This is a genomic window from Sinomonas sp. P10A9 (assembly GCF_041022165.1).
GTDB classification, from domain to species: domain Bacteria; phylum Actinomycetota; class Actinomycetes; order Actinomycetales; family Micrococcaceae; genus Sinomonas; species Sinomonas puerhi.
Map to the genome: position 1 here is coordinate 3,088,478 of NZ_CP163302.1, position 16,723 is coordinate 3,105,200.

Consider the following 16,723-nt stretch of genomic DNA (forward strand, 5'->3'; position numbering starts at 1 on the left):
TCCCCCTAGGCGAAGGCGCCGACGCCGGTCACGTCGCGGCCGATCAGCAGGGCCTGGACGCTCTCGGTGCCCTCGTAGGTGTGGATGGACTCGATGTCCATCATGTGCCGGATGACGTGGTTCTCGAGCAGGATGCCGTTGCCGCCGAGCAGGTCCCGGGCCGTGGTGGCGATGAAGCGGGCCTTGCGCGTGTTGTGGTACTTGGCCATGGACGCCTGTGTGGGCCGCATGGTCCCGGCCGCATCGAGCCCCGCGAGGTGGATGCAGTGCAGCTGCATGCTCGTGAGCTCGGCCAGCATCTGGGAGAGGCGGTCCTGCACGAGCTGGAACTTGGCCAGCGGCTTGCCGAACTGGGTCCGCTGGTTCGCGTAGTTCACGGCGGCCTCGTAGCACGCGGTGGCGTGTCCGAGCGCGCTCCACGCGACGCCGAGGCGGGTCGCGACGAGGACCGCCGACGTGTCCTTGAACGTCTTCGAGCCCGGGAGCACGTTCTCGGCGGGAATCCGCGCGTCGGTGAGGCGTATGCGGGCCTGGTGGATCGCACGCAGCGAGCCCTTGCCCTCGATGACCTCGGCGTCGTAGCCCTCGGTGTCCTGCTCGATCAGGAAGCCGCGGACGTTGCCTTCCTCATCGCGGGCCCACACGACGGTCACGCCGCCCGAGGCGCCGTTGCCGATCCACTTCTTCTCGCCGTTGAGGACCCAGTGGTCGCCGTCGCGGCGGGCCGTGGTCTCAAGGCTGACCGAGTCGGAACCGTGGTCCGGCTCGGTCAGTGCGAACGAGCCGAGTTCCTCGCCGCGGGCGAGCGGGCCGAGCCATCGCTCCTTCTGCTCGTCGGAGCCGTGGAACGCGATCGAGCGAAGCGCGAGGCCGCCCTGGACCGCCACGACGGTGCCCAGCGAGCCGTCGCCGCGGGAGATCTCCATGTTGACCAGGCCCGCGGCGAGGGGGCTCATCGGCTCCAGGCCGGGTACCTCGATGCCGTCCGCGAGGAGGTTGAGTTCCCCCATGCGCTTGGCCAGGTGCAGCGGGTACTCGGCCCGGTCCCAATACTCGTTCATCTGCGGCAGTGCCTCGTCGATGAACGCGCGGGCGCGGTCCCAGTGGGCGCGGTCCTCGGCCGGGATGCCGGCGAAGACGGCATAGTAGTCGGTGTCGAGGGCCTCGGAGACGTCGTAGTCAGGCATGCGGTTTCCTTACGGGCTGGGCGGGTTAGCGGGCCAGGAGCGGGGTGATCCCGCCGGCAGGGTAGTTGGCGCCGAGGACCATGCAGCGGTCGATATCCTCGGCGGAGGCGACGACTCCCTCAGCGAGCATGATCTCGACCTCCTCGGCGAGAGCAGCGCGGACGCGCTCGAGGACCTGTGCCGGATCGGCGGGGGTGGCGTCCGCCGTCCCGGCCAGCTGCGGAAGGAGGGAGGCCGCGTCGGGTGACAGGCCGTCGTCGTCCGCAAGCAGGCGCCGAACGCCGGACTCCGCCGCGGCGGCGAGCCACGGGGAGAGCGGGAAGCGCTCGGGGTAGGCCCGGTGCATCGTGGCACAGATGTGCTGCTGAACCGCGGTGCCGATGTAGTCGATGAGCGTCAGCGGGGTCATGGGGAGGTTCCACGGGGCGAGGGCGCGGTCGACGGCGAGTGGGTCCCCTCCCGCGGCGGCCGTCGCCTCGATCTCACCCAGGATCTCGGCGAAGAGGCGCGTGAGGATCCGGTTCACCACGAACCCGGGGGCATCCGCGACCGGAACGGCCGTCTTGCCGAGCGCCGCGGCGAGGTCCGCGGCGGCGGCCATGGCCGCATCCGACGCGACGGGGGTCCGGACCAGCTCGAGGAGCGGCAGGACCGCGACGGGGTTGAAGAAGTGGAAGCCGACAACTCGCTCGGGATGCGCGAGGCCCTCGGCCATGGCCTCGACCGAGAGCGAAGACGTGTTGGTCAGCAGGAGCGCGTCGGGTGCGATGGCGGCCTCGGCCGCAGCGAAGACCTGTCGCTTGACGCCCAGTTCCTCGAACACGGCCTCGATGACGGCGCCGCAGCCCGCGAAGTCGGCGGGATCGGTCGTGCCGGTGATGAGGCCCGCGATCTCCTCGGCCTCGCCGCGCGCGAGGCGGCCCTTGGCCTCGGCGCGCTCGAGCTTCGCACGGATGCCGGTGAGGGCAGCGTCGACGCGCTCGGGAGAGAGGTCGCTCATCGTGACGGGGAGTCGGAGCTGCTGGGCGAAGAGGGTCGCGAGCTGGCTGGCCATGAGGCCTGCACCGATCACGCCGATCGCCGAGACCCGGCGGGCGCCGAGCTCGGCGGACGACGGCGCGGGGCTGGCTTGGGTAGGGGCGTCGGTCTCGACGGGGGCGAGGCCAGCAGTGGACACAGCGTCGGTGATGTGGGGCACACACCAGATGTATCGTGAAACTGAGTCTCAGGTCAAGTGATACGGAGTGTCAGACCTCGATGGACCCGCCAACCGCCGTCCGGTCAGTCAGCCGCGCCGCTCGAGGGTCTCCCCGATCCTCCGTGCGATGTCTTCCGGCATGGCCGAGCGTGGGAAGACCGCGACCACGATGTCATCGGGGCTGGAACCCGGACGGCCGCTGCCCGCGCCCGAGGCGACGGGGCCGGCGTCGTGCGCGACGCCGTAGAGCCGGCGGACGGCGTCGAGCTCGTCCCGCAGCCTGGCGGCGTCGAACCCGGCCTCGCCGCGCATTAGCCCACGGAGGCAGTAGTTGTGGGTCGCGATGACGGTCGACGCGAAACGGACGGCATCGAGGGCGGCAATGCCCGGCACGGTGTCGCGGAGGTAGCGCTGGAACAGCCGCTCGTAGCGGAAGGTCGTGACGAGCTCCTTGTCCCGCAGACCGGGCTCGCGGTTGACCACTTGGTAGCGCAGTTGTGCCAGATCGCCAAGGCCCTCGAAGTGCGCGAACACGAGCTCGGCGGCGCGGCACACCGCCTTCCACGGGTCCTCGTGCGGTTCGGCGAGGAACGCCTGCGCCTGCTCGAGGAGGGTGTCGTGATCGGCGAAGACCACATCCTCCTTGGAGCGGAACTGGCGGAAGAAGGTGCTGCGGGAGAGACCTGCTGCGGCGGCGATCTGGTCCGCGCTCGTTCCCTCGTAGCCATGTTCGGCGTAAAGGCGCACCGCGGCCGCGGCGACCTCCTGGCGGAAGCGGGCCTGCTCGATCACAGCTCGAGCCCGATGAGCAGCGGCTCATTGTGCAGTTCGATTCCGAACCGGGCCTTGACCCCGTCCCGCACCTCGCGCGCTAGGGCGAGGAGGTCCTTCGCGGTGGCGTCACCGCGGTTCGTCAGGGCGAGGGTGTGCTTCGTGGACAGGGAGGCGCGTCCGCCCGCGACGCTGCCCGGCTCGAGGCCGTAGCCCTTCGGGAACCCCGCACGGTCGATGAGCCACGCGGCGGAGGTCTTCACGAGCCCGTCCCCCGCCGGGTACCGGGGGGCGTCCTCGGGGAGGGATGCGGCGACGGTGTCCGTCAGCACGGGGTTCGTGAAGAAGGAGCCCGTTGAGTACGTGTCCCGGTCTCCGCGGTCCAGGACCATGCCCTTTGACGCACGCAGCCGCAGGACCTCGCGGCGCACGTCCGTCGCATAGGCACGCTGGCCCTGCTCGACGCCGAGGGCCCGTGCAAGCTCGGCGTACCGCACCGGGGCGCTCATGCGGCCCAGCGCGAGCTGGAACTCGACTGTGAGCACCACATAGCGAGGCGATCCGTTGACCGTGGTCTGCTTGAGCAGCGAGTCGCGGTAGGCGAACTTCAGCTCTGAGGGGACGAAGGTCCTCACGGCGCCTGCCTCGCGGTCCCACGCGCGGACCTGCCAGATGGTCTGCGAGACATCCTGGCCGTAGGCACCGACATTCTGCACGGGCGTGGCGCCCGTCGAGCCGGGGATGCCGGAGAGGGCCTCGACCCCGCTGAACGCGTGGTGCACGGCGTGGTCCACGAACGCATCCCACGGATGCCCGGCCTGGACCTGGACTGAGACCCCGCCGCACGAGTCGGCCGAGTTCACGGCGAGTCCCTCAGAGGCGATCTTCAGGACGGTGCCGTGGTAGCCGTCGTCGGACACGACGAGGTTCGAGCCGCCGGCAATGATCAGCAGCGGTTCGCCCGCCGTGTCCGCGGTGCGGACGGCATCGATGATCTCGGCCTCGGTGCGGGCCACCTCGAAGCGGGCCGCGGGGCCGCCCACGGCGGAGGTGGTCAGGGAGGACAGGAGGGTCGGGCTCACCCGACAAGCTTAGCCGCGCCCCGTTGTGGGGTCTCTGGCGGCGCCTTGTGGGGTCTCTGGCGGCGCCTTGTGGGGTCCCAAGGGGCGCCAGAGACCCCACAACGGGTCGCCAGAGACCCCACAACTCACGGCCAGAGACCCCTCAACGGGCGGTGGCGGCGGGGTCAGGCCGATACGGCGCTGACGGTGATACCGGGCCGGCGGGCAGCCTGGCCCGCGAGGACCAGGCTCACGAGCACGAATACCAGCACCGTCAGGAGCGAGTAGCGCACCCCCGTGAATTCGGCAACGAACCCCAGCAGCGGGGGCCCGCAGAGGAACGCGCCATAGCCGATGGTCGAGACGACCGAGACACGCGCCGCGGCGTGCATGGGATCGTCGGCCGCGGCGGACATGCCCACCGGGAAGCCGAGAGAAGCGCCGAGGCCCCACACGACGAGGCCCACGAACGCGAGCCAGAGCGTCGGCGCGAGCACGAACAGTGCGAGGCCCACGAGCGCGAGGATCCCACAGGCCCGCAGCGCGGGCACCCGGCCGTGCCGGTTCAGGACGGGTGTGCCGAGGAACCGGCCCACGGCCATGGCCACCACGAACACGCTGTAGCCGGTTGCGCCGAGTGCCTGGGTGACGCCGTAGCCGTCCGCGAGCGCGAGCGCGACCCAGTCCCCCGCCGCGCCCTCCGCCAACGCGAGTCCCAGCACCATGACACCGAGCAGCACGGTGCGCCGGTCCCTCCACGCGGCCGCAACCTGGGCACGGCCGCCCGCGGCGTGCACGCCTTCCGCGGCCTGCACGCCTTCGTCTGGCGCGGCGAGCACGGACGACGGCGCGGCGTCCCCGGCGGCGGCCAGCCCGCCGTCGTGCGCCGCGCGGGACGTGGGCGCGGCGTCCGCGCGCAGGAATGTCCCTGCCGTGACGACAGCGACGGCAACGATCAGGCCCGCGACCCCCAGATGCCATGCGAGCGGCACGGCCGCAGCGGCGGCCCATGCCCCCACGACGGCGCCCAGCACCGTGCCGATGCTGAACGCGCCATGCAGCCTGGGCATGATGAACCTCCGCAGAGCCCGCTCGACGGCCGCACCCTCGACGTTCGAGGCCGTGTTCCAGCTCGCCGTCCCGAGTCCGATGACCGCGAAGCCGACGGCAGCCGCGATGGGCGAGCGGGCCACGCTCGCGCCGAGCCCCAGCAGGACGAGGCCCGCACCCACGAGGAGGGAGCCGGCCTGGATGGTTCGCGCGGAGCCGAGGCGGATCACGATGAGCCCCGAGGCCGAGACCGACGCGAACGAGGCGAGCGTCATGCACAGCAGGAGAAGGCCGACGCCGCCGGGCGTGAGGCCCAGATCCTCCTTCAGGGCAGGGACGCGCGATACCCAGCTCGAGAAGGCGATGCCGCTCGCGCCGTACGCTGCAACGACGGCGAGGCGCCAGCGCCGCACCTCCGGGGACGGGGCAAGAGCGGGGGTCCGGGACACGCCGCGCTCAGGCGAGCCGGACGAGCGCCTGCGCCTTGGTCAGCACGCGCTGGCCGGCCGCGGTCACCATGAGGTCGATGCGGGCGGTGCGGGCCTCGGGATCGAGCGCCCCGACAGTGCCGACTACCTCGAGGACGGCGCCGGGATCATCCGTGCCCGTTGTGTCGGCCACGGGAACGGGCTTCGTGAAGCGCGTCTGGTAGTCGAGGACGGCGCCGGGATCGCCGGCCCAGTCAGTGACGAGCTGGACGGCCGCGCCCATCGTGAACATGCCGTGCGCGATCACGCCGGGCAGCTCGACGGAGACGGCGAAGTCGTTGTTCCAGTGGATCGGATTGAAATCGCCCGAGGCACCGGCGTATTTCACGAGGTCGGCGCGCGTCACCGCGATCTCGCGGCGGCCGATCTCGAGGCCCGTCTCAAGCTGGTCGAAGACAGGCATGACGGCGGTGCTGTTCTCTGCGCTCACTGGCCTTCTCCCCGCACGAGAATGGACGACGTCGTAGTGGCAACCGGGGAGCCGTCCTCCGCCGAGATCTCCGCGCGCGTCGTGACCATCGCCCCGCCGCCCATCGCCCGGACCTTATCCACATGGAGCTCAGCCGTCAGCCGGTCCCCCGCGACAATCGGCCGGTGGTGCGTGAAGCGCTGCTCGGCGTGGACCACGCGCGAGAAGTCGATGCCCGACTCGGGGTCCGCGATGAGCTGCGCGTCGGCCCGCTGGGCGACGATGATCGCGAAGGTCGGCGGCGCCACAAGGTCGGCGTGCCCGAGGGCATGGGCGGCGTCGACGTCGTAGTGCGCGGGGTGACCGGCCTTGACGGCACGGGCGAACTCGCGGATCTTCTCGCGGGCAACGGCATACACCTCGGCGGACGGATACACGCGGCCGGCGAGATCGGGGTTGATGGCCATGGGGAAAGCCTAGCGGGCCGGGCCGACAATCTGCGGCGGGTCTGGTCGCGACATCGGTCCCCGCGTAGCGTGCTGAGCAGGATCGACCAGGTGGAGGTTCGACGTGCCGGATGCGGGACTGCTGCTCCAACTCGCGGAGATCGCTGGCATCTTCGTCGGCTTCGGTGCGCTTATCAGCGTGCGGAGCGCTGATTCGAGTGACCCGTTCGTGGTCTCGACGATACGGTACGTCACGTGGGTGGGAGTCTGGGTCCTGATCTCCTCCCTCGCCCCGGTGGCTCTCAGCCGATTCGGTCTAGCCGGACGCACTCTCTGGCTCCCGTGCGCTCTGCTCGCACTCGTCGTCTTCATCGTCTTGTGGCTGACGGATACCTTGTCTCCCGAATCGAAGTCGTTCGGGAAGATGACCGCCAGGCCGCTGCTAGGGCTCAGGACACTCTACCTAGGCGTCGGAGGGCCCCTCGTGCTGGGGCTCGTCGGCTCGCTCGTCGTCGTGGCCCTGGATATCTGGCCCGAGGCAGCGCAGGGCCTCTACTTCGCGGCTGTCTCCTCGGGAATGGCGCTGGCCGGGTTGACCCTTCTCACCGTGGTCTTCATCGCACCGCACAGGTGAGAGCATCTCCTGCGATATGATGAATTCATCAAATCATCATATGGCCACGGGAGGACCCGCCCATGTTCAGCGACCGCGAGGCCCCGCTCTACGAGATCAAGGCGAACCTGTTCAAGGGCCTCGCCCACCCGGCGCGGATCCGCATCCTCGAGATCCTCGCCGACTCCCCCACCCAGTCGGCGCCCGTGAGCGAGCTCCTCGAGGGAACCGGGCTCGAGGCCTCGCACCTCTCCCAGCACCTCGCGACGCTGCGCCGGCACCGCGTCGTCAGGAGCGTGCGCACGGCCAGCACTGTGACCTATTCGCTCGCCCACCCGAAGATCGCCGAGCTTCTCGCGATCGCCCGTACCTTCCTCCTCGACAGCCTCGCGGACACCCGCGAGCAACTCGAGGCCGCGTCCGCGCTGCCCGCTGTCGGCATCGTGGGCGCCGCAGCGACGCACGACGGCGCCGCCCGGTGACCGCCGTCGGCTCGCCGCGCGCTGGGCGCAGCCCGGTGTCCCATGCAGTGGTCCACGCCCTGACCGCGGCCCGCTCACTCCTGCCCCACCGCTCGGACTACGCCTCGCTGCGCAGGACGTGGCGGGGCGACCTGCTTGCCGGCCTGACGGTCGGCATCGTTGCCCTGCCCCTCGCCCTCGCGTTCGGCGTGAGCTCCGGAGTCGGCGCCGAGGCAGGACTCGTCACGGCGATCGTGGCCGGGCTCGTCGCCGCCGTCTTCGGCGGATCGCACGTGCAGGTGTCCGGACCCACGGGCGCGATGGTCGTGGTGCTCGCACCGATTGTGGCGACCCACGGCGTCGGGGCCGTCGCCCTCCTGTCCGTCCTGGCCGGCGTCATCGTCGTGCTCCTCGGCGCGACACGACTGGGGCGAGCCGTCGCGTACATCCCGTGGCCCGTCGTCGAGGGCTTCACGCTCGGCATCGGCGTCATCATCTTCCTCCAGCAGGTGCCGTCCGCGGTGTCCGCGCACGTCATGCCGGGGCAGAACACCGCCGTTGCCGCATTCGAGGCGCTGGGAGCCGCTCCATGGCCGCGCGCGGTGGCGAGCGTCGGCGTCGTCGTGTTCGTAGCGGCGGTGACGCTCCTCGTGCCTCGCCTCCACCGGGCATTCCCCGCGAGCCTTATTGCGATCGTGGCCGCCTCGTTCGGGGCGGCGCTGCTCGGGCTCGACGTCGAGCGGATCGGTTCGCTCCCCCCGTCGCTCCCCGCGCCTTCACTGCCCGGCCTCGCCGACCTGCCTGAGCTCACTGGGCCCGCGGTGGCCATCGCTGCGCTCGCGGCCATAGAGTCGCTCCTCTCGGCGCGGGTCGCCTCGGGGCTTGCCGGCCCGGACGGACGGACCACTGGACCCTACAACCCGGACCGCGAGCTCGTGGGCCAGGGGCTCGCATCGCTTGCGGCGGGATTCTTCGGCGGCATGCCCGCGACGGGCGCGATCGCCCGCACCGCGGTCAACGTCCGTTCGGGTGGGCGGTCGCGGCTCGCGGCGATCGTGCACGCGCTCGTGCTGCTCGGCGTCGTCTACCTCGCGGCACCTCTCGTCGCCCAGATTCCCCTCGCGGCCCTTGCGGGCGTGCTCATGGTGACGGCGGGCCGCATGGTGTCGGTCCGGACAGCGCGCCGCGTCCTCGGGTCCACACGGCATGATGCGGTGGCGTTCGTCCTGACGGCGGTGATCACGGTCTCGTTCGACCTCATCGTCGCCATCCAGATCGGCCTTGTGGCGGCGGCCCTGCTCACGCTGCGGCAGTTCGCCAAGCTCGGCGGTGTGCGGCGGGAACCGATCGTCGGCCCGGCCCACGACGACGACGAGCGCATCGCCGTCTTCCGGCTGGATGGCCTCATGTTCTTCGGCGCCGCGGAGCGGATCCTCTCCGAGATCTCGGGGCTGTCGTCGGCCCCTGGCATCGAGGTGGTGGTGCTGCGGCTCTCACAGCTGCGATACCTCGACGCAACGGGCGCTCAGGCGCTCGTCGAGGTGATCAGGCTCCTCGAGGCGCGCGGCATCACCGTACTGCTCAAGGGCGTGCAGGAGCAGCATCTCCAGCTCGTGCAGCGTGTGGGCGTCATTGCCGAACTGCGGCACCACAGGCACCTCTTCGACTCGCTCGACGACGCCGTGGAACACGCCCGCAGCCACGTGCACCGCGCCCGGAGCGTCTGAGCTCACCTCGTGGGAGCCACCTCACGTGACGCCCAGGCGATGACCCTCAGACGCAGGGGAGGCTACTGCTTGAGGCGGCGCTTCGCGTCGCGGACCCGGATGCCAAGCCCCGCAAGGTGAGTGACGAGGCCGACGCCGATGATCGCCATGGACGCGTAGACGAGCCACGTGATGTGGCTCAGGTTGGCAATGACGGTCAGCACGATCCCGACCCCCAGGAAAGCCATGCCCGAGAACACAACCTTCTTGTACAGCGGCGACGCCGTCTCCCAGAAGTCGTTCGTCACGGGGTCCCTGTCCGCGCTCAGACGGCCGGCTGGACGCCGAAGGCGTTCGCGAGCTTCATGATCTTCTCGGCGCGGCCGAGACGCGGCAAGTCGGAGCCGTCGCGGATCACGCGGCCGCTGGCCTCGAAGTCGTGCATGAAGTCGGAGGCCCACGCGACGTCGGACGGCGTCGGGGAGATGACCTCGTTGATCACCGTGGTCTGGTCGATCGCGAGGCACAGCTTGCCGGTCATGCCCATCATGACCGTGATGGCGCTCTGCTCGCGCAGGATCGGGTGGTTGGTGCCCACCGTCGGGCCGTCGATGGGCCCCGGCAGGTTGCCCACCCGGGAGGCGACGACAAGCTTGGCACGGGGGTAGGCCATGGCCTCGGGGGTTGCAGCCATGCCGGTGTCCCTGCGGAAGTCACCCGAGCCGAAGGCCAGGCGGAAGGCGCCCTGGGCCTTGGCGATGTGGTTGGCCTCCTCGATGCCCACGGCGGACTCGACGAGCGGGATGACCGGAGTCTTGCCGTCCATACGGTGGAAGCTCTCGGTCACCTGATCAGCGGACTCCGTCTTGGCAAGCACGACGCCGAGCAGGCCCGGATTGCCGCGCAGGCCGGCGAGGTCATCGGCCCAGAACGGGCTCGTGGCATCGTTCACCCGCACCCATGCGCGGCCGCCGTCGGCGAGCCACCGGGACACGTTCTCGCGGGCGTCGCCCTTGTGCGACGGATCGACGGCGTCCTCGATGTCAAGGATCACGGCATCCGCGCGCGAGGCGGCGGATTCTCCGAAGAGCTCCGTCTTCATCGCGTTGACCAGGAGCCACGACCGGGCAATCTCGGGGCTGACCGAGCGCACAGGGCGGCCGAATCGCTCTTCGCTGGCCGGACGGGTCGAATCGGCGGAGGCAGTTGACGTCATAGGCCAACCGTATCGCCGAGGGCACCCCCGCCGCACATCCGGCCCCCGCCGCGGCCTGGGTGCCGCGGACCGCGGGTCAGATCACCGCGCGCCGAGCGCGTAGCGGGCGGTCCAGCCCCCGCAGGCTTCCCACCATCGGATGCCTGCGGGCAGGCCCACCGAGACCGGTTTGACGATGGGGTTCCGCGAGTCGGGCTGGGACTGTCCCTCGGGCGCAGCTGGGGACAGGGATGCGTCATACTCGGCCATCAGATTCTCCTGACTAGTGTCCTGTCGAAGAATCGGGCTCCCCAGCCGGCTCGATGACTCCAGATTGACGGCGCAACCGTTTTTATGTCAAGCGATTTTATGAACTGGCGCTCCTACCGCGCAAGATAGACGCGTCTGCCGGTGAGGCGGTCCGCGTCGATCCGTACGAAGTGGTCGCGCACTCCCCCGGCCCACGGCTCCTCCACCATCTCGCCGAAGAGCGCAGTCAGCTCGTCCGAGTCATGCACGGCCTCGGCGCGGCCGCTGACCAGCACCGACCATCCGGACTGCGTGGCCGGATCGGCAGCGTCGAGCTGGAGCGCCACGCCGCCCTGTGGCAGGCCGCGCGCCACGGTGCCATCCGGGGTAGTGCGGAAGTACAGCGCGCCAGAGTGCACGAGGTACCGGACGGGATACACGGCCACCCGGCCGTCGTCGACGAAGGCGAAGCGCCCGATGCCGGTGGAGCCGAGCAGTGACCAGCACTGCTCGACGTCCAGCTCATGGTCCTCGTGGCGAGCCTCGTGCCCATACCGGAAGCTTGAGCCGACCTCAGACATTGTGCCCTCCTAGAGTGATCCCACCCTAGGTTGGCATGCCGCCGCCGGAGACGGAAGTGCCGTTCGGCCTATGGCACGCGCACCCACGCCGTCGCGTCGGACGGGAGCTTGCCGCCCTCGACTTCGGCCGTTGCGAGGAGCACCTCGCCCTCGGGAAGCGCCGCGGCGGCCGGCCCGAAGTTGGTCACGACGTGCCAGGCGCCCTGACCGGACCCCGGGCGCACGAAGTGGAGCACGTCGTCGTCCGACGACTCGGCCCATTCGAGGTGTTCCGCCCCCTCGAGCTCGTGCCGGAGCGCAAGCGCGCGGCGGTAGAACGCGAGGGTCGAGCCCGAGTCTGCCTCTTCCGCACTCACCGCGTAGTCCTTGAACCACGCTGGCTGCGGAAGGTGTGCCTTGTCGGTGCCGAACCCGAACGACGCGCCCTCTGCCGGCGCGGCCTCCCAGGGGATCGGCACCCGGCAGCCGTCACGGCCCACGTCGACGCCCCGGTTGCGGAAGAACGTCGGATCCTGACGGTCCTTCTCAGGAATGCGGCCGACCTCCTGGAGCCCGAGCTCCTCGCCCTGGTACAGGTATGCAGAGCCCGGCAGCGCCAGCATGAGCGCCGTCGCGGCCTCGGCCCGACGCAGGCCCAGCGCGGCGTCGACCTCGGCGGGATCCCCGCCGTCGAGGAGCCATTCCTTGCCGTCTGCGCCGGCGCCGCCCCGGCCCGAGCCCTTGGGGAGGCCGTACCGGGTCGCGTGCCGGACCACATCGTGGTTCGAGAATACCCACGTCGAGGAGGCACCGGTCGCCGCGGCCTCCGCAAGGTTCTTCGTGATGATCTCCCGGAACTGGCCAGCGTCGAAGTCCGCCTGGAGCAGGTCGAAGTTGAACGCCTGCCCGAGGCCCTCGGGCGAGGCGTACTTGGCGCGGCGGTCCGCGTGCACCCACGCCTCGGCGACCGCCGTGCGCGGCGGGTTGTACTCGTTGAAGACCTTGCGCCATTCGGCGTAGATCGAGTGGACCTCGTCGCGGTCCCACAGCGGGTGCTCGCCCGAGGCGAAGAGGTCGGCCCGGTGGATCGTCTCGAGGTCGTCGTGGGCCGCGTCCATGTCCTTCTTGAGGCTGTGGGCCACGTCAACGCGGAAGCCGTCCACACCCCGGTCGGACCAGAAGCGCAGCGTGGTCAGGAAGTCCTCATGGACCTCGGGGTTGTCCCAGTTGAGGTCCGGCTGCTCCTTGGCGAAGAGGTGGAAGTACCACTGGCCGGGAGTGCCGTCGGCCTCGGTGACGCGCTCCCAGGCCCCGCCGCCGAAGATCGAGGTCCACTCGTTGGGCGGAAGCTCACCGTTCTGGCCGCGGCCCTCGCGGAAGATGTAGCGCTCACGCGCGGCCGAACCGGGCGCCGAGGCCAGCGCCTCCTGGAACCACACGTGGCGGTCCGAGGTGTGGTTCGGGACGATGTCGACGATGACCTTGATGCCCGCCCCGTGCAGGGCAGCGACCATCGCGTCGAAGTCGTCGAGGGTGCCGAGGCGGGGGTCGACGTCGCGGTAGTCGTCGACGTCGTAGCCGCCGTCGGCGAGAGCGGACGGGTAGAACGGGCTGAGCCAGACGGCGTCGACCCCGAGCCTGTCCAGATACGGCACGCGCGAGGTGATGCCGGGGATGTCACCGATGCCGTCCCCGTTAGAGTCAGCGAAGCTGCGGGGGTAGATCTGGTAGACGGCCGCCTGGCGCCACCAGTCGGCAGAGGGGTTCGTGAGGTCCTGCTGAACGGTGGCGGGCACCGGTCCTCCTGTTCGGGGGTTCATCTTCGGGGGTTTTATATTTAGACTCTAAATCAAAGCCGCAGACCATTATTCTGCGGAACCGAGGGGGAGGTCAAGGGGATGCGGACAGGACCGGCGGCCGGGCCTCACGTCGTCCGGCTCGCCAACGCCGACACCGTGCTCCGCCGCCTGCGCGATGCCGCCGGCGGCGGCCTCACGGCGAGTGAACTCGTCGGGGCCACCGGTCTGACACGCGCCACGGTCATCGCGGTATGCGACGATCTCGTGGGCCGTGGCTGGGCTCTCGAACTCTCCACCGAGCGCGCCGACGGGACGGCTCCCGGCCGTGGCCGGCCTCCCCGCACGTTCGCGTTCCGCGCAGACGCGGGCGTCGTCATCGGCCTCGACATGGGGGCGGGAAAGACGACGGCGCTCGTCGCGGACCTCCTCGGCACCCCCGTGGCCACCGCAAGCGGCACCTTCCCCGCGGGAGCACCCGGCGAGGAGCGGATCCGGATCGTGGGCACGACGGCGCTCACGGCCCTCGCTTCGGCCGGAATCCCACCTGGCCGGGTCCTCGCCGTCGGCGCAGGCATCGCAGCACCCGTGGACCGCGACGGCCGGATCGCGGCCGGTCAGGGCTTCTGGCGGCAGTTCGATGTGGGCCTCGCGGACGGCCTTGCCGAACGCCACGGCTGGCGGGTGATCCTCGAGAACGACGCCAACCTGGCGGCCCTGGCCGAGCAGTGGCGCGGCGCGGCGCGCGGTGTGGACGACGTTGCGGTGGTCCTCGCCGGCGAACGCCTCGGCGCTGGTCTCCTCGAATCGGGACGGCTCCTGCGGGGCCGGCATGGTGGGGCCGGGGAGCTCTCCTTCCTGAGCCTCGTCTCGGGCGCGGAGGGCCCTCACGGCATCGGGCAGCTGGCCCGCGCCTGGGGCGCCGAGGAGGCTCTCGCACCTGCAGGCCTCGCGGGCCTCGCGCCCCGCGAGGTGACGGCCGAGGTGGTCTTCGCCGCCGCACGCGACGGGGACCCAGGCGCCCTCCGGGTCCTCGGCCGGCTCTCCGAGCGGATGGCCCGCGTCGTGGCGGTCCTCGGCACGCTCCTCAACCCGGAGCTCGTGGTACTCGGCGGGGCCGTCGCGGACGCATCGTCGGCGCTCCTCCCCGGGATCCGCGGCGCGCTTCCGTCGCTCACGGACACCCCGCCGCGCGTCGAGGTCTCCCCGCTCGGCGGCGGTGCCGTGGCGCTCGGTGCCGTGCGCCGGGCCCTCGACGACGTGGCCGAGCGGGCGCTCGACATCAGCCTGCCCACACCGGCCTGACACCTGGCGCGTCAGGGGATGGGACGGCCTCGCGCGGCTGTGAAGAGGGCGAACCACTCAGGTCCGGTCATGGCCTCCGCGACCTCCTGGGCGCCCGCGCACGCCCGGATCCGCTCAGGTGTCGAGGACCCGATCACGGGCGAGATCCCCGCTGGGTGCCGCATGAGCCATCCGAGCACGATGGCCTCGCCCGTGGTGCCGCGCTCCTGGGCCATCCGCGCCACGAGGTCGGATGTGGCGAGGTCCGCCTCGGCGCGTTCGCCGACGGAGTCCCCGGGCGGCGTCGTGCGTCCCGTGAACCTGCCGCCAGCTAGCGGCGACCACGCCTGGACCTCTGCGCCGACGCTCGCACAGTGCTCGAGCGTCCCGTGCGGGAAGCTGACCGCGGCGCCCTCGGGGTGGTTGACGAGGATGCCGCTTTCGACGAAATCGTGCCGCCCGAGGCTCAGCTCGAGCTGGTTGGCCGCGAGCTGAACGGGAAGATGCTCCTGGAGCGCGGCCATCTGCGCCCCAGAGAAGTTCGAAACGCCGATCCCCTTGATGAGGCCCTCGTCGAGCAGGCGCACGACGGCGCGCCCCACCTCGGCGGGGTCGGCGAGGGGATCGGGCCGGTGCAGGAGGAGCTGGTCCAGGCAATCAGTGCGCAGTCGGGTCAGGATGCCCTCGACGCCCGAGCGGATCGCGTCCGCGCTCAGGTCATAGCGTGCACCGAGTCCGCGCTCGGCAAGGCGGATCCCGACCTTGCTCTGGATCCAGATCCGGTCCCTGAGGCCGGGCCGGGCAGCCAGGACCTCGCCGAAGACGGCCTCGGACGTTCCACCACGGTAGATGTCCGCGTGGTCGAACCGCGTGATGCCGATCGCCAGGGCGGCATAGACCGCCTCGGCCGCGCGTGCGGCGTCGTCCTCGGTGTAGTGCGAGGAGCCCCACGCGCCGCCGAGGCCCATGCAGCCATAGATCAGTCGAGAAGTCACACCGGAAGCTTAGCCCGGAGGCCCTTCACGAGCGGCTTGGTCACGGCGAACGCGATTGCGGCGAGGAGGAGCGAGGCGGCCGCCGAGATCCCTCCGACGCCGAGGAACTGGGTGCCTGCGAGGACGCCGAACAAGCAGAGGACGGGGTAGTGCCAGAGGTAGATCTCGTAGCTGATCCGGCCCACGTACGTCAGCGGCGGAAGCGAGAGCACGCGGCGGATCACGCCGTTCGCGCCGCCTTCCCCGCCACGGGTCATGGCGACAATCAGCAGGAGGGCGCCGGCGGCCGCGGCGAGCGTGTCCACCGTGGTGAGCGGAACCAAGGAGGAGTGCACCACGGAGAAGGCGATGAGGCCCAGGCCGGCCACGCCGTGCCAGGCCTGCGCACGGGCGTCCGAACGGCGCAGGACGAGGGCCGGCGCGCAGCCCGCGAGCAGGGCGCAGGCCCGCAGGATGACGGACATGTGTCCGGTGACGGCCTCGATCGTCAAGGCCGTGGCTGCCAGGGCAAAGGTCGCGATCAGCGCGGCAGCGAGGGCGCGGCGCATACGGCGTCCGTGGACGGTGCGGGCGCCCTTCACGAGCAGGATCAGGGCCACGGGCCAGACGAAGTAGAACCATTCCTCGAGCCCGAGCGTCCAGGTGTGGGCATAGGCCGAGATGCTGTCTGCACCCGTCTCAGCTCCCACCGGCATGAGGTAGAACAGGGCCATCACAGTGCCCCAGAGCGCATTGCCGAGCCCCATGAGCACCGAGATCGGCACGAACACGACCACGAGCATGATCAGCAGCGGCGGGTACAGCCGGACCGCGCGGCGGACGTAGAACCGCCGCAGCGAGATACGGCCGTTCGAATCGTGCTCCTCGAGGAGGAGCGTGGTGATGAGGAAACCCGAGAGGACGAAGAAGATGTCGACGCCGCCCGCGCCACCGAAATGCAGCGGCATGACCGCGTGGTAGACCACGACGAGGGTGATGGCAAGAGCGCGGATGCCGTCGAGCGCTGGTACGTGGCCCAATCTCCCCGCGCGGGGTCGGGCCGGCGCTGCTGTGGTTAGGGTCGTTGCTGCCGTCATATTTTCCTCTCGTCGGGTCCGACAGAGTGTAGCGGACCCGTCTTGAGGGGCCTTTGAGGAAGGCATTACCCGATCTCGGGCAAACGAAAAAGGACCCCCGGTTTCCCGAGGGCCGCCGATCGGGACGAAGTGGACCGTGAACCATGCCACGGCGCGCGGGACGACGTGCAGGTAGCCG

The 16,723-nt window shown here is 70.6% G+C and carries 18 protein-coding genes; 4 read left to right on the plus strand and 14 right to left on the minus strand.

Going from position 1 to position 16,723, the window contains the following annotated elements; genetic code table 11:
• Window positions 1–5: 5 nt before the first annotated feature.
• The 7 genes from AB5L97_RS14135 to AB5L97_RS14165 form a co-directional block, all read right to left on the minus strand.
• Window positions 6–1,187 carry an acyl-CoA dehydrogenase family protein gene (locus tag AB5L97_RS14135; RefSeq protein ID WP_369045114.1) on the minus strand — a complete coding sequence of 394 codons (1,182 nt, stop codon included), beginning with the start codon at window positions 1,185–1,187 and terminating at the stop codon, window positions 6–8.
• A 25-nt stretch (window positions 1,188–1,212) separates the two neighbouring features.
• Window positions 1,213–2,385 (minus strand): 3-hydroxyacyl-CoA dehydrogenase, encoded by a 1,173-nt coding sequence (locus AB5L97_RS14140; protein WP_369045115.1) that lies wholly within the window; start codon window positions 2,383–2,385, stop codon window positions 1,213–1,215.
• Window positions 2,386–2,472: 87 nt separating this feature from the next.
• Window positions 2,473–3,177, minus strand: coding sequence for a TetR/AcrR family transcriptional regulator (locus AB5L97_RS14145; protein ID WP_369045116.1), 705 nt, complete (start codon window positions 3,175–3,177; stop codon window positions 2,473–2,475).
• Window positions 3,174–4,238 carry a UDP-N-acetylmuramate dehydrogenase gene (locus tag AB5L97_RS14150; protein WP_369045117.1) on the minus strand — a complete coding sequence of 355 codons (1,065 nt, stop codon included), beginning with the start codon at window positions 4,236–4,238 and terminating at the stop codon, window positions 3,174–3,176. Before AB5L97_RS14150 ends, AB5L97_RS14145 begins: the two co-directional genes overlap by 4 nt.
• A gap of 164 nt (window positions 4,239–4,402) precedes the next feature.
• Window positions 4,403–5,716, minus strand: a complete 1,314-nt coding sequence (locus AB5L97_RS14155; protein WP_369045118.1) for an MFS transporter — start codon at window positions 5,714–5,716, stop codon at window positions 4,403–4,405.
• Between the two features lie 7 nt (window positions 5,717–5,723).
• On the minus strand, window positions 5,724–6,158 hold the full coding sequence (locus AB5L97_RS14160; protein WP_369047448.1) for a MaoC family dehydratase: 435 nt from the start codon (window positions 6,156–6,158) through the stop codon (window positions 5,724–5,726).
• Window positions 6,159–6,181: 23 nt separating this feature from the next.
• Complete coding sequence (locus tag AB5L97_RS14165) at window positions 6,182–6,631, minus strand: FAS1-like dehydratase domain-containing protein (protein ID WP_369045119.1); 450 nt, start codon at window positions 6,629–6,631, stop codon at window positions 6,182–6,184.
• 103 nt (window positions 6,632–6,734) lie between these two features.
• On the opposite strand from AB5L97_RS14165, the gene AB5L97_RS14170 reads away from it, so the two are divergent.
• The 3 genes from AB5L97_RS14170 (at window position 6,735) to AB5L97_RS14180 (ending at window position 9,411) form a co-directional block, all read left to right on the plus strand.
• A complete protein-coding gene (locus tag AB5L97_RS14170; RefSeq protein WP_369045120.1) occupies window positions 6,735–7,244 on the plus strand; it encodes a hypothetical protein in 510 nt (169 codons plus the stop codon).
• Between the two features lie 62 nt (window positions 7,245–7,306).
• Window positions 7,307–7,705 carry a metalloregulator ArsR/SmtB family transcription factor gene (locus AB5L97_RS14175; RefSeq protein ID WP_369045121.1) on the plus strand — a complete coding sequence of 133 codons (399 nt, stop codon included), beginning with the start codon at window positions 7,307–7,309 and terminating at the stop codon, window positions 7,703–7,705.
• Between the two features lie 35 nt (window positions 7,706–7,740).
• The gene (locus AB5L97_RS14180; protein ID WP_369045122.1) at window positions 7,741–9,411 is read left to right on the plus strand and encodes a SulP family inorganic anion transporter; all 1,671 of its coding nucleotides are present in this window, start codon (window positions 7,741–7,743) and stop codon (window positions 9,409–9,411) included.
• 62 nt (window positions 9,412–9,473) lie between these two features.
• Here AB5L97_RS14180 and AB5L97_RS14185 read toward each other — a convergent pair whose 3' ends face one another.
• From AB5L97_RS14185 to AB5L97_RS14205, 5 genes are all read right to left on the minus strand, one after another.
• Complete coding sequence (locus AB5L97_RS14185; protein WP_307955576.1) at window positions 9,474–9,698, minus strand: DUF3188 domain-containing protein; 225 nt, start codon at window positions 9,696–9,698, stop codon at window positions 9,474–9,476.
• Between the two features lie 17 nt (window positions 9,699–9,715).
• Window positions 9,716–10,606, minus strand: a complete 891-nt coding sequence (locus AB5L97_RS14190; RefSeq protein ID WP_369045123.1) for an HpcH/HpaI aldolase/citrate lyase family protein — start codon at window positions 10,604–10,606, stop codon at window positions 9,716–9,718.
• Between the two features lie 81 nt (window positions 10,607–10,687).
• Window positions 10,688–10,855, minus strand: coding sequence for a hypothetical protein (locus AB5L97_RS14195; RefSeq protein WP_369045124.1), 168 nt, complete (start codon window positions 10,853–10,855; stop codon window positions 10,688–10,690).
• Window positions 10,856–10,968: 113 nt separating this feature from the next.
• Window positions 10,969–11,415, minus strand: a complete 447-nt coding sequence (locus tag AB5L97_RS14200) for a pyridoxamine 5'-phosphate oxidase family protein (protein ID WP_307955573.1) — start codon at window positions 11,413–11,415, stop codon at window positions 10,969–10,971.
• 68 nt (window positions 11,416–11,483) lie between these two features.
• Complete coding sequence (locus AB5L97_RS14205) at window positions 11,484–13,214, minus strand: glycoside hydrolase family 13 protein (protein ID WP_369045125.1); 1,731 nt, start codon at window positions 13,212–13,214, stop codon at window positions 11,484–11,486.
• Between the two features lie 78 nt (window positions 13,215–13,292).
• On the opposite strand from AB5L97_RS14205, the gene AB5L97_RS14210 reads away from it, so the two are divergent.
• On the plus strand, window positions 13,293–14,495 hold the full coding sequence (locus AB5L97_RS14210; RefSeq protein WP_369045126.1) for an ROK family protein: 1,203 nt from the start codon (window positions 13,293–13,295) through the stop codon (window positions 14,493–14,495).
• A gap of 11 nt (window positions 14,496–14,506) precedes the next feature.
• On the opposite strand, the gene AB5L97_RS14215 is transcribed toward AB5L97_RS14210, so the two are convergent.
• Together AB5L97_RS14215 and AB5L97_RS14220 are read right to left on the minus strand one after the other, a co-directional pair.
• Window positions 14,507–15,469: an aldo/keto reductase gene (locus tag AB5L97_RS14215; protein WP_369045127.1), complete on the minus strand. Its 963-nt coding sequence runs from the start codon at window positions 15,467–15,469 to the stop codon at window positions 14,507–14,509.
• On the minus strand, window positions 15,466–16,545 hold the full coding sequence (locus AB5L97_RS14220) for an acyltransferase family protein (RefSeq protein ID WP_369045128.1): 1,080 nt from the start codon (window positions 16,543–16,545) through the stop codon (window positions 15,466–15,468). The genes AB5L97_RS14215 and AB5L97_RS14220 overlap by 4 nt, the downstream gene beginning before the upstream one ends.
• Window positions 16,546–16,723: the final 178 nt, after the last annotated feature.

Bases quoted from the DNA above. Each gene is read 5' to 3' on its own strand.
- AB5L97_RS14220 (WP_369045128.1), bottom strand. From the start codon at position 16,545: ATGACGGCAGCAACGACCCTAACCACAGCAGCGCCGGCCCGACCCCGC.
- AB5L97_RS14160 (WP_369047448.1), bottom strand. From the start codon at position 6,158: ATGCCTGTCTTCGACCAGCTTGAGACGGGCCTCGAGATCGGCCGCCGC.
- AB5L97_RS14190 (WP_369045123.1), bottom strand. From the start codon at position 10,606: ATGACGTCAACTGCCTCCGCCGATTCGACCCGTCCGGCCAGCGAAGAG.
- AB5L97_RS14210 (WP_369045126.1), top strand. From the start codon at position 13,293: ATGCGGACAGGACCGGCGGCCGGGCCTCACGTCGTCCGGCTCGCCAAC.
- AB5L97_RS14195 (WP_369045124.1), bottom strand. From the start codon at position 10,855: ATGGCCGAGTATGACGCATCCCTGTCCCCAGCTGCGCCCGAGGGACAG.
- AB5L97_RS14175 (WP_369045121.1), top strand. From the start codon at position 7,307: ATGTTCAGCGACCGCGAGGCCCCGCTCTACGAGATCAAGGCGAACCTG.
- AB5L97_RS14200 (WP_307955573.1), bottom strand. From the start codon at position 11,415: ATGTCTGAGGTCGGCTCAAGCTTCCGGTATGGGCACGAGGCTCGCCAC.
- AB5L97_RS14165 (WP_369045119.1), bottom strand. From the start codon at position 6,631: ATGGCCATCAACCCCGATCTCGCCGGCCGCGTGTATCCGTCCGCCGAG.
- AB5L97_RS14205 (WP_369045125.1), bottom strand. From the start codon at position 13,214: ATGAACCCCCGAACAGGAGGACCGGTGCCCGCCACCGTTCAGCAGGAC.
- AB5L97_RS14135 (WP_369045114.1), bottom strand. From the start codon at position 1,187: ATGCCTGACTACGACGTCTCCGAGGCCCTCGACACCGACTACTATGCC.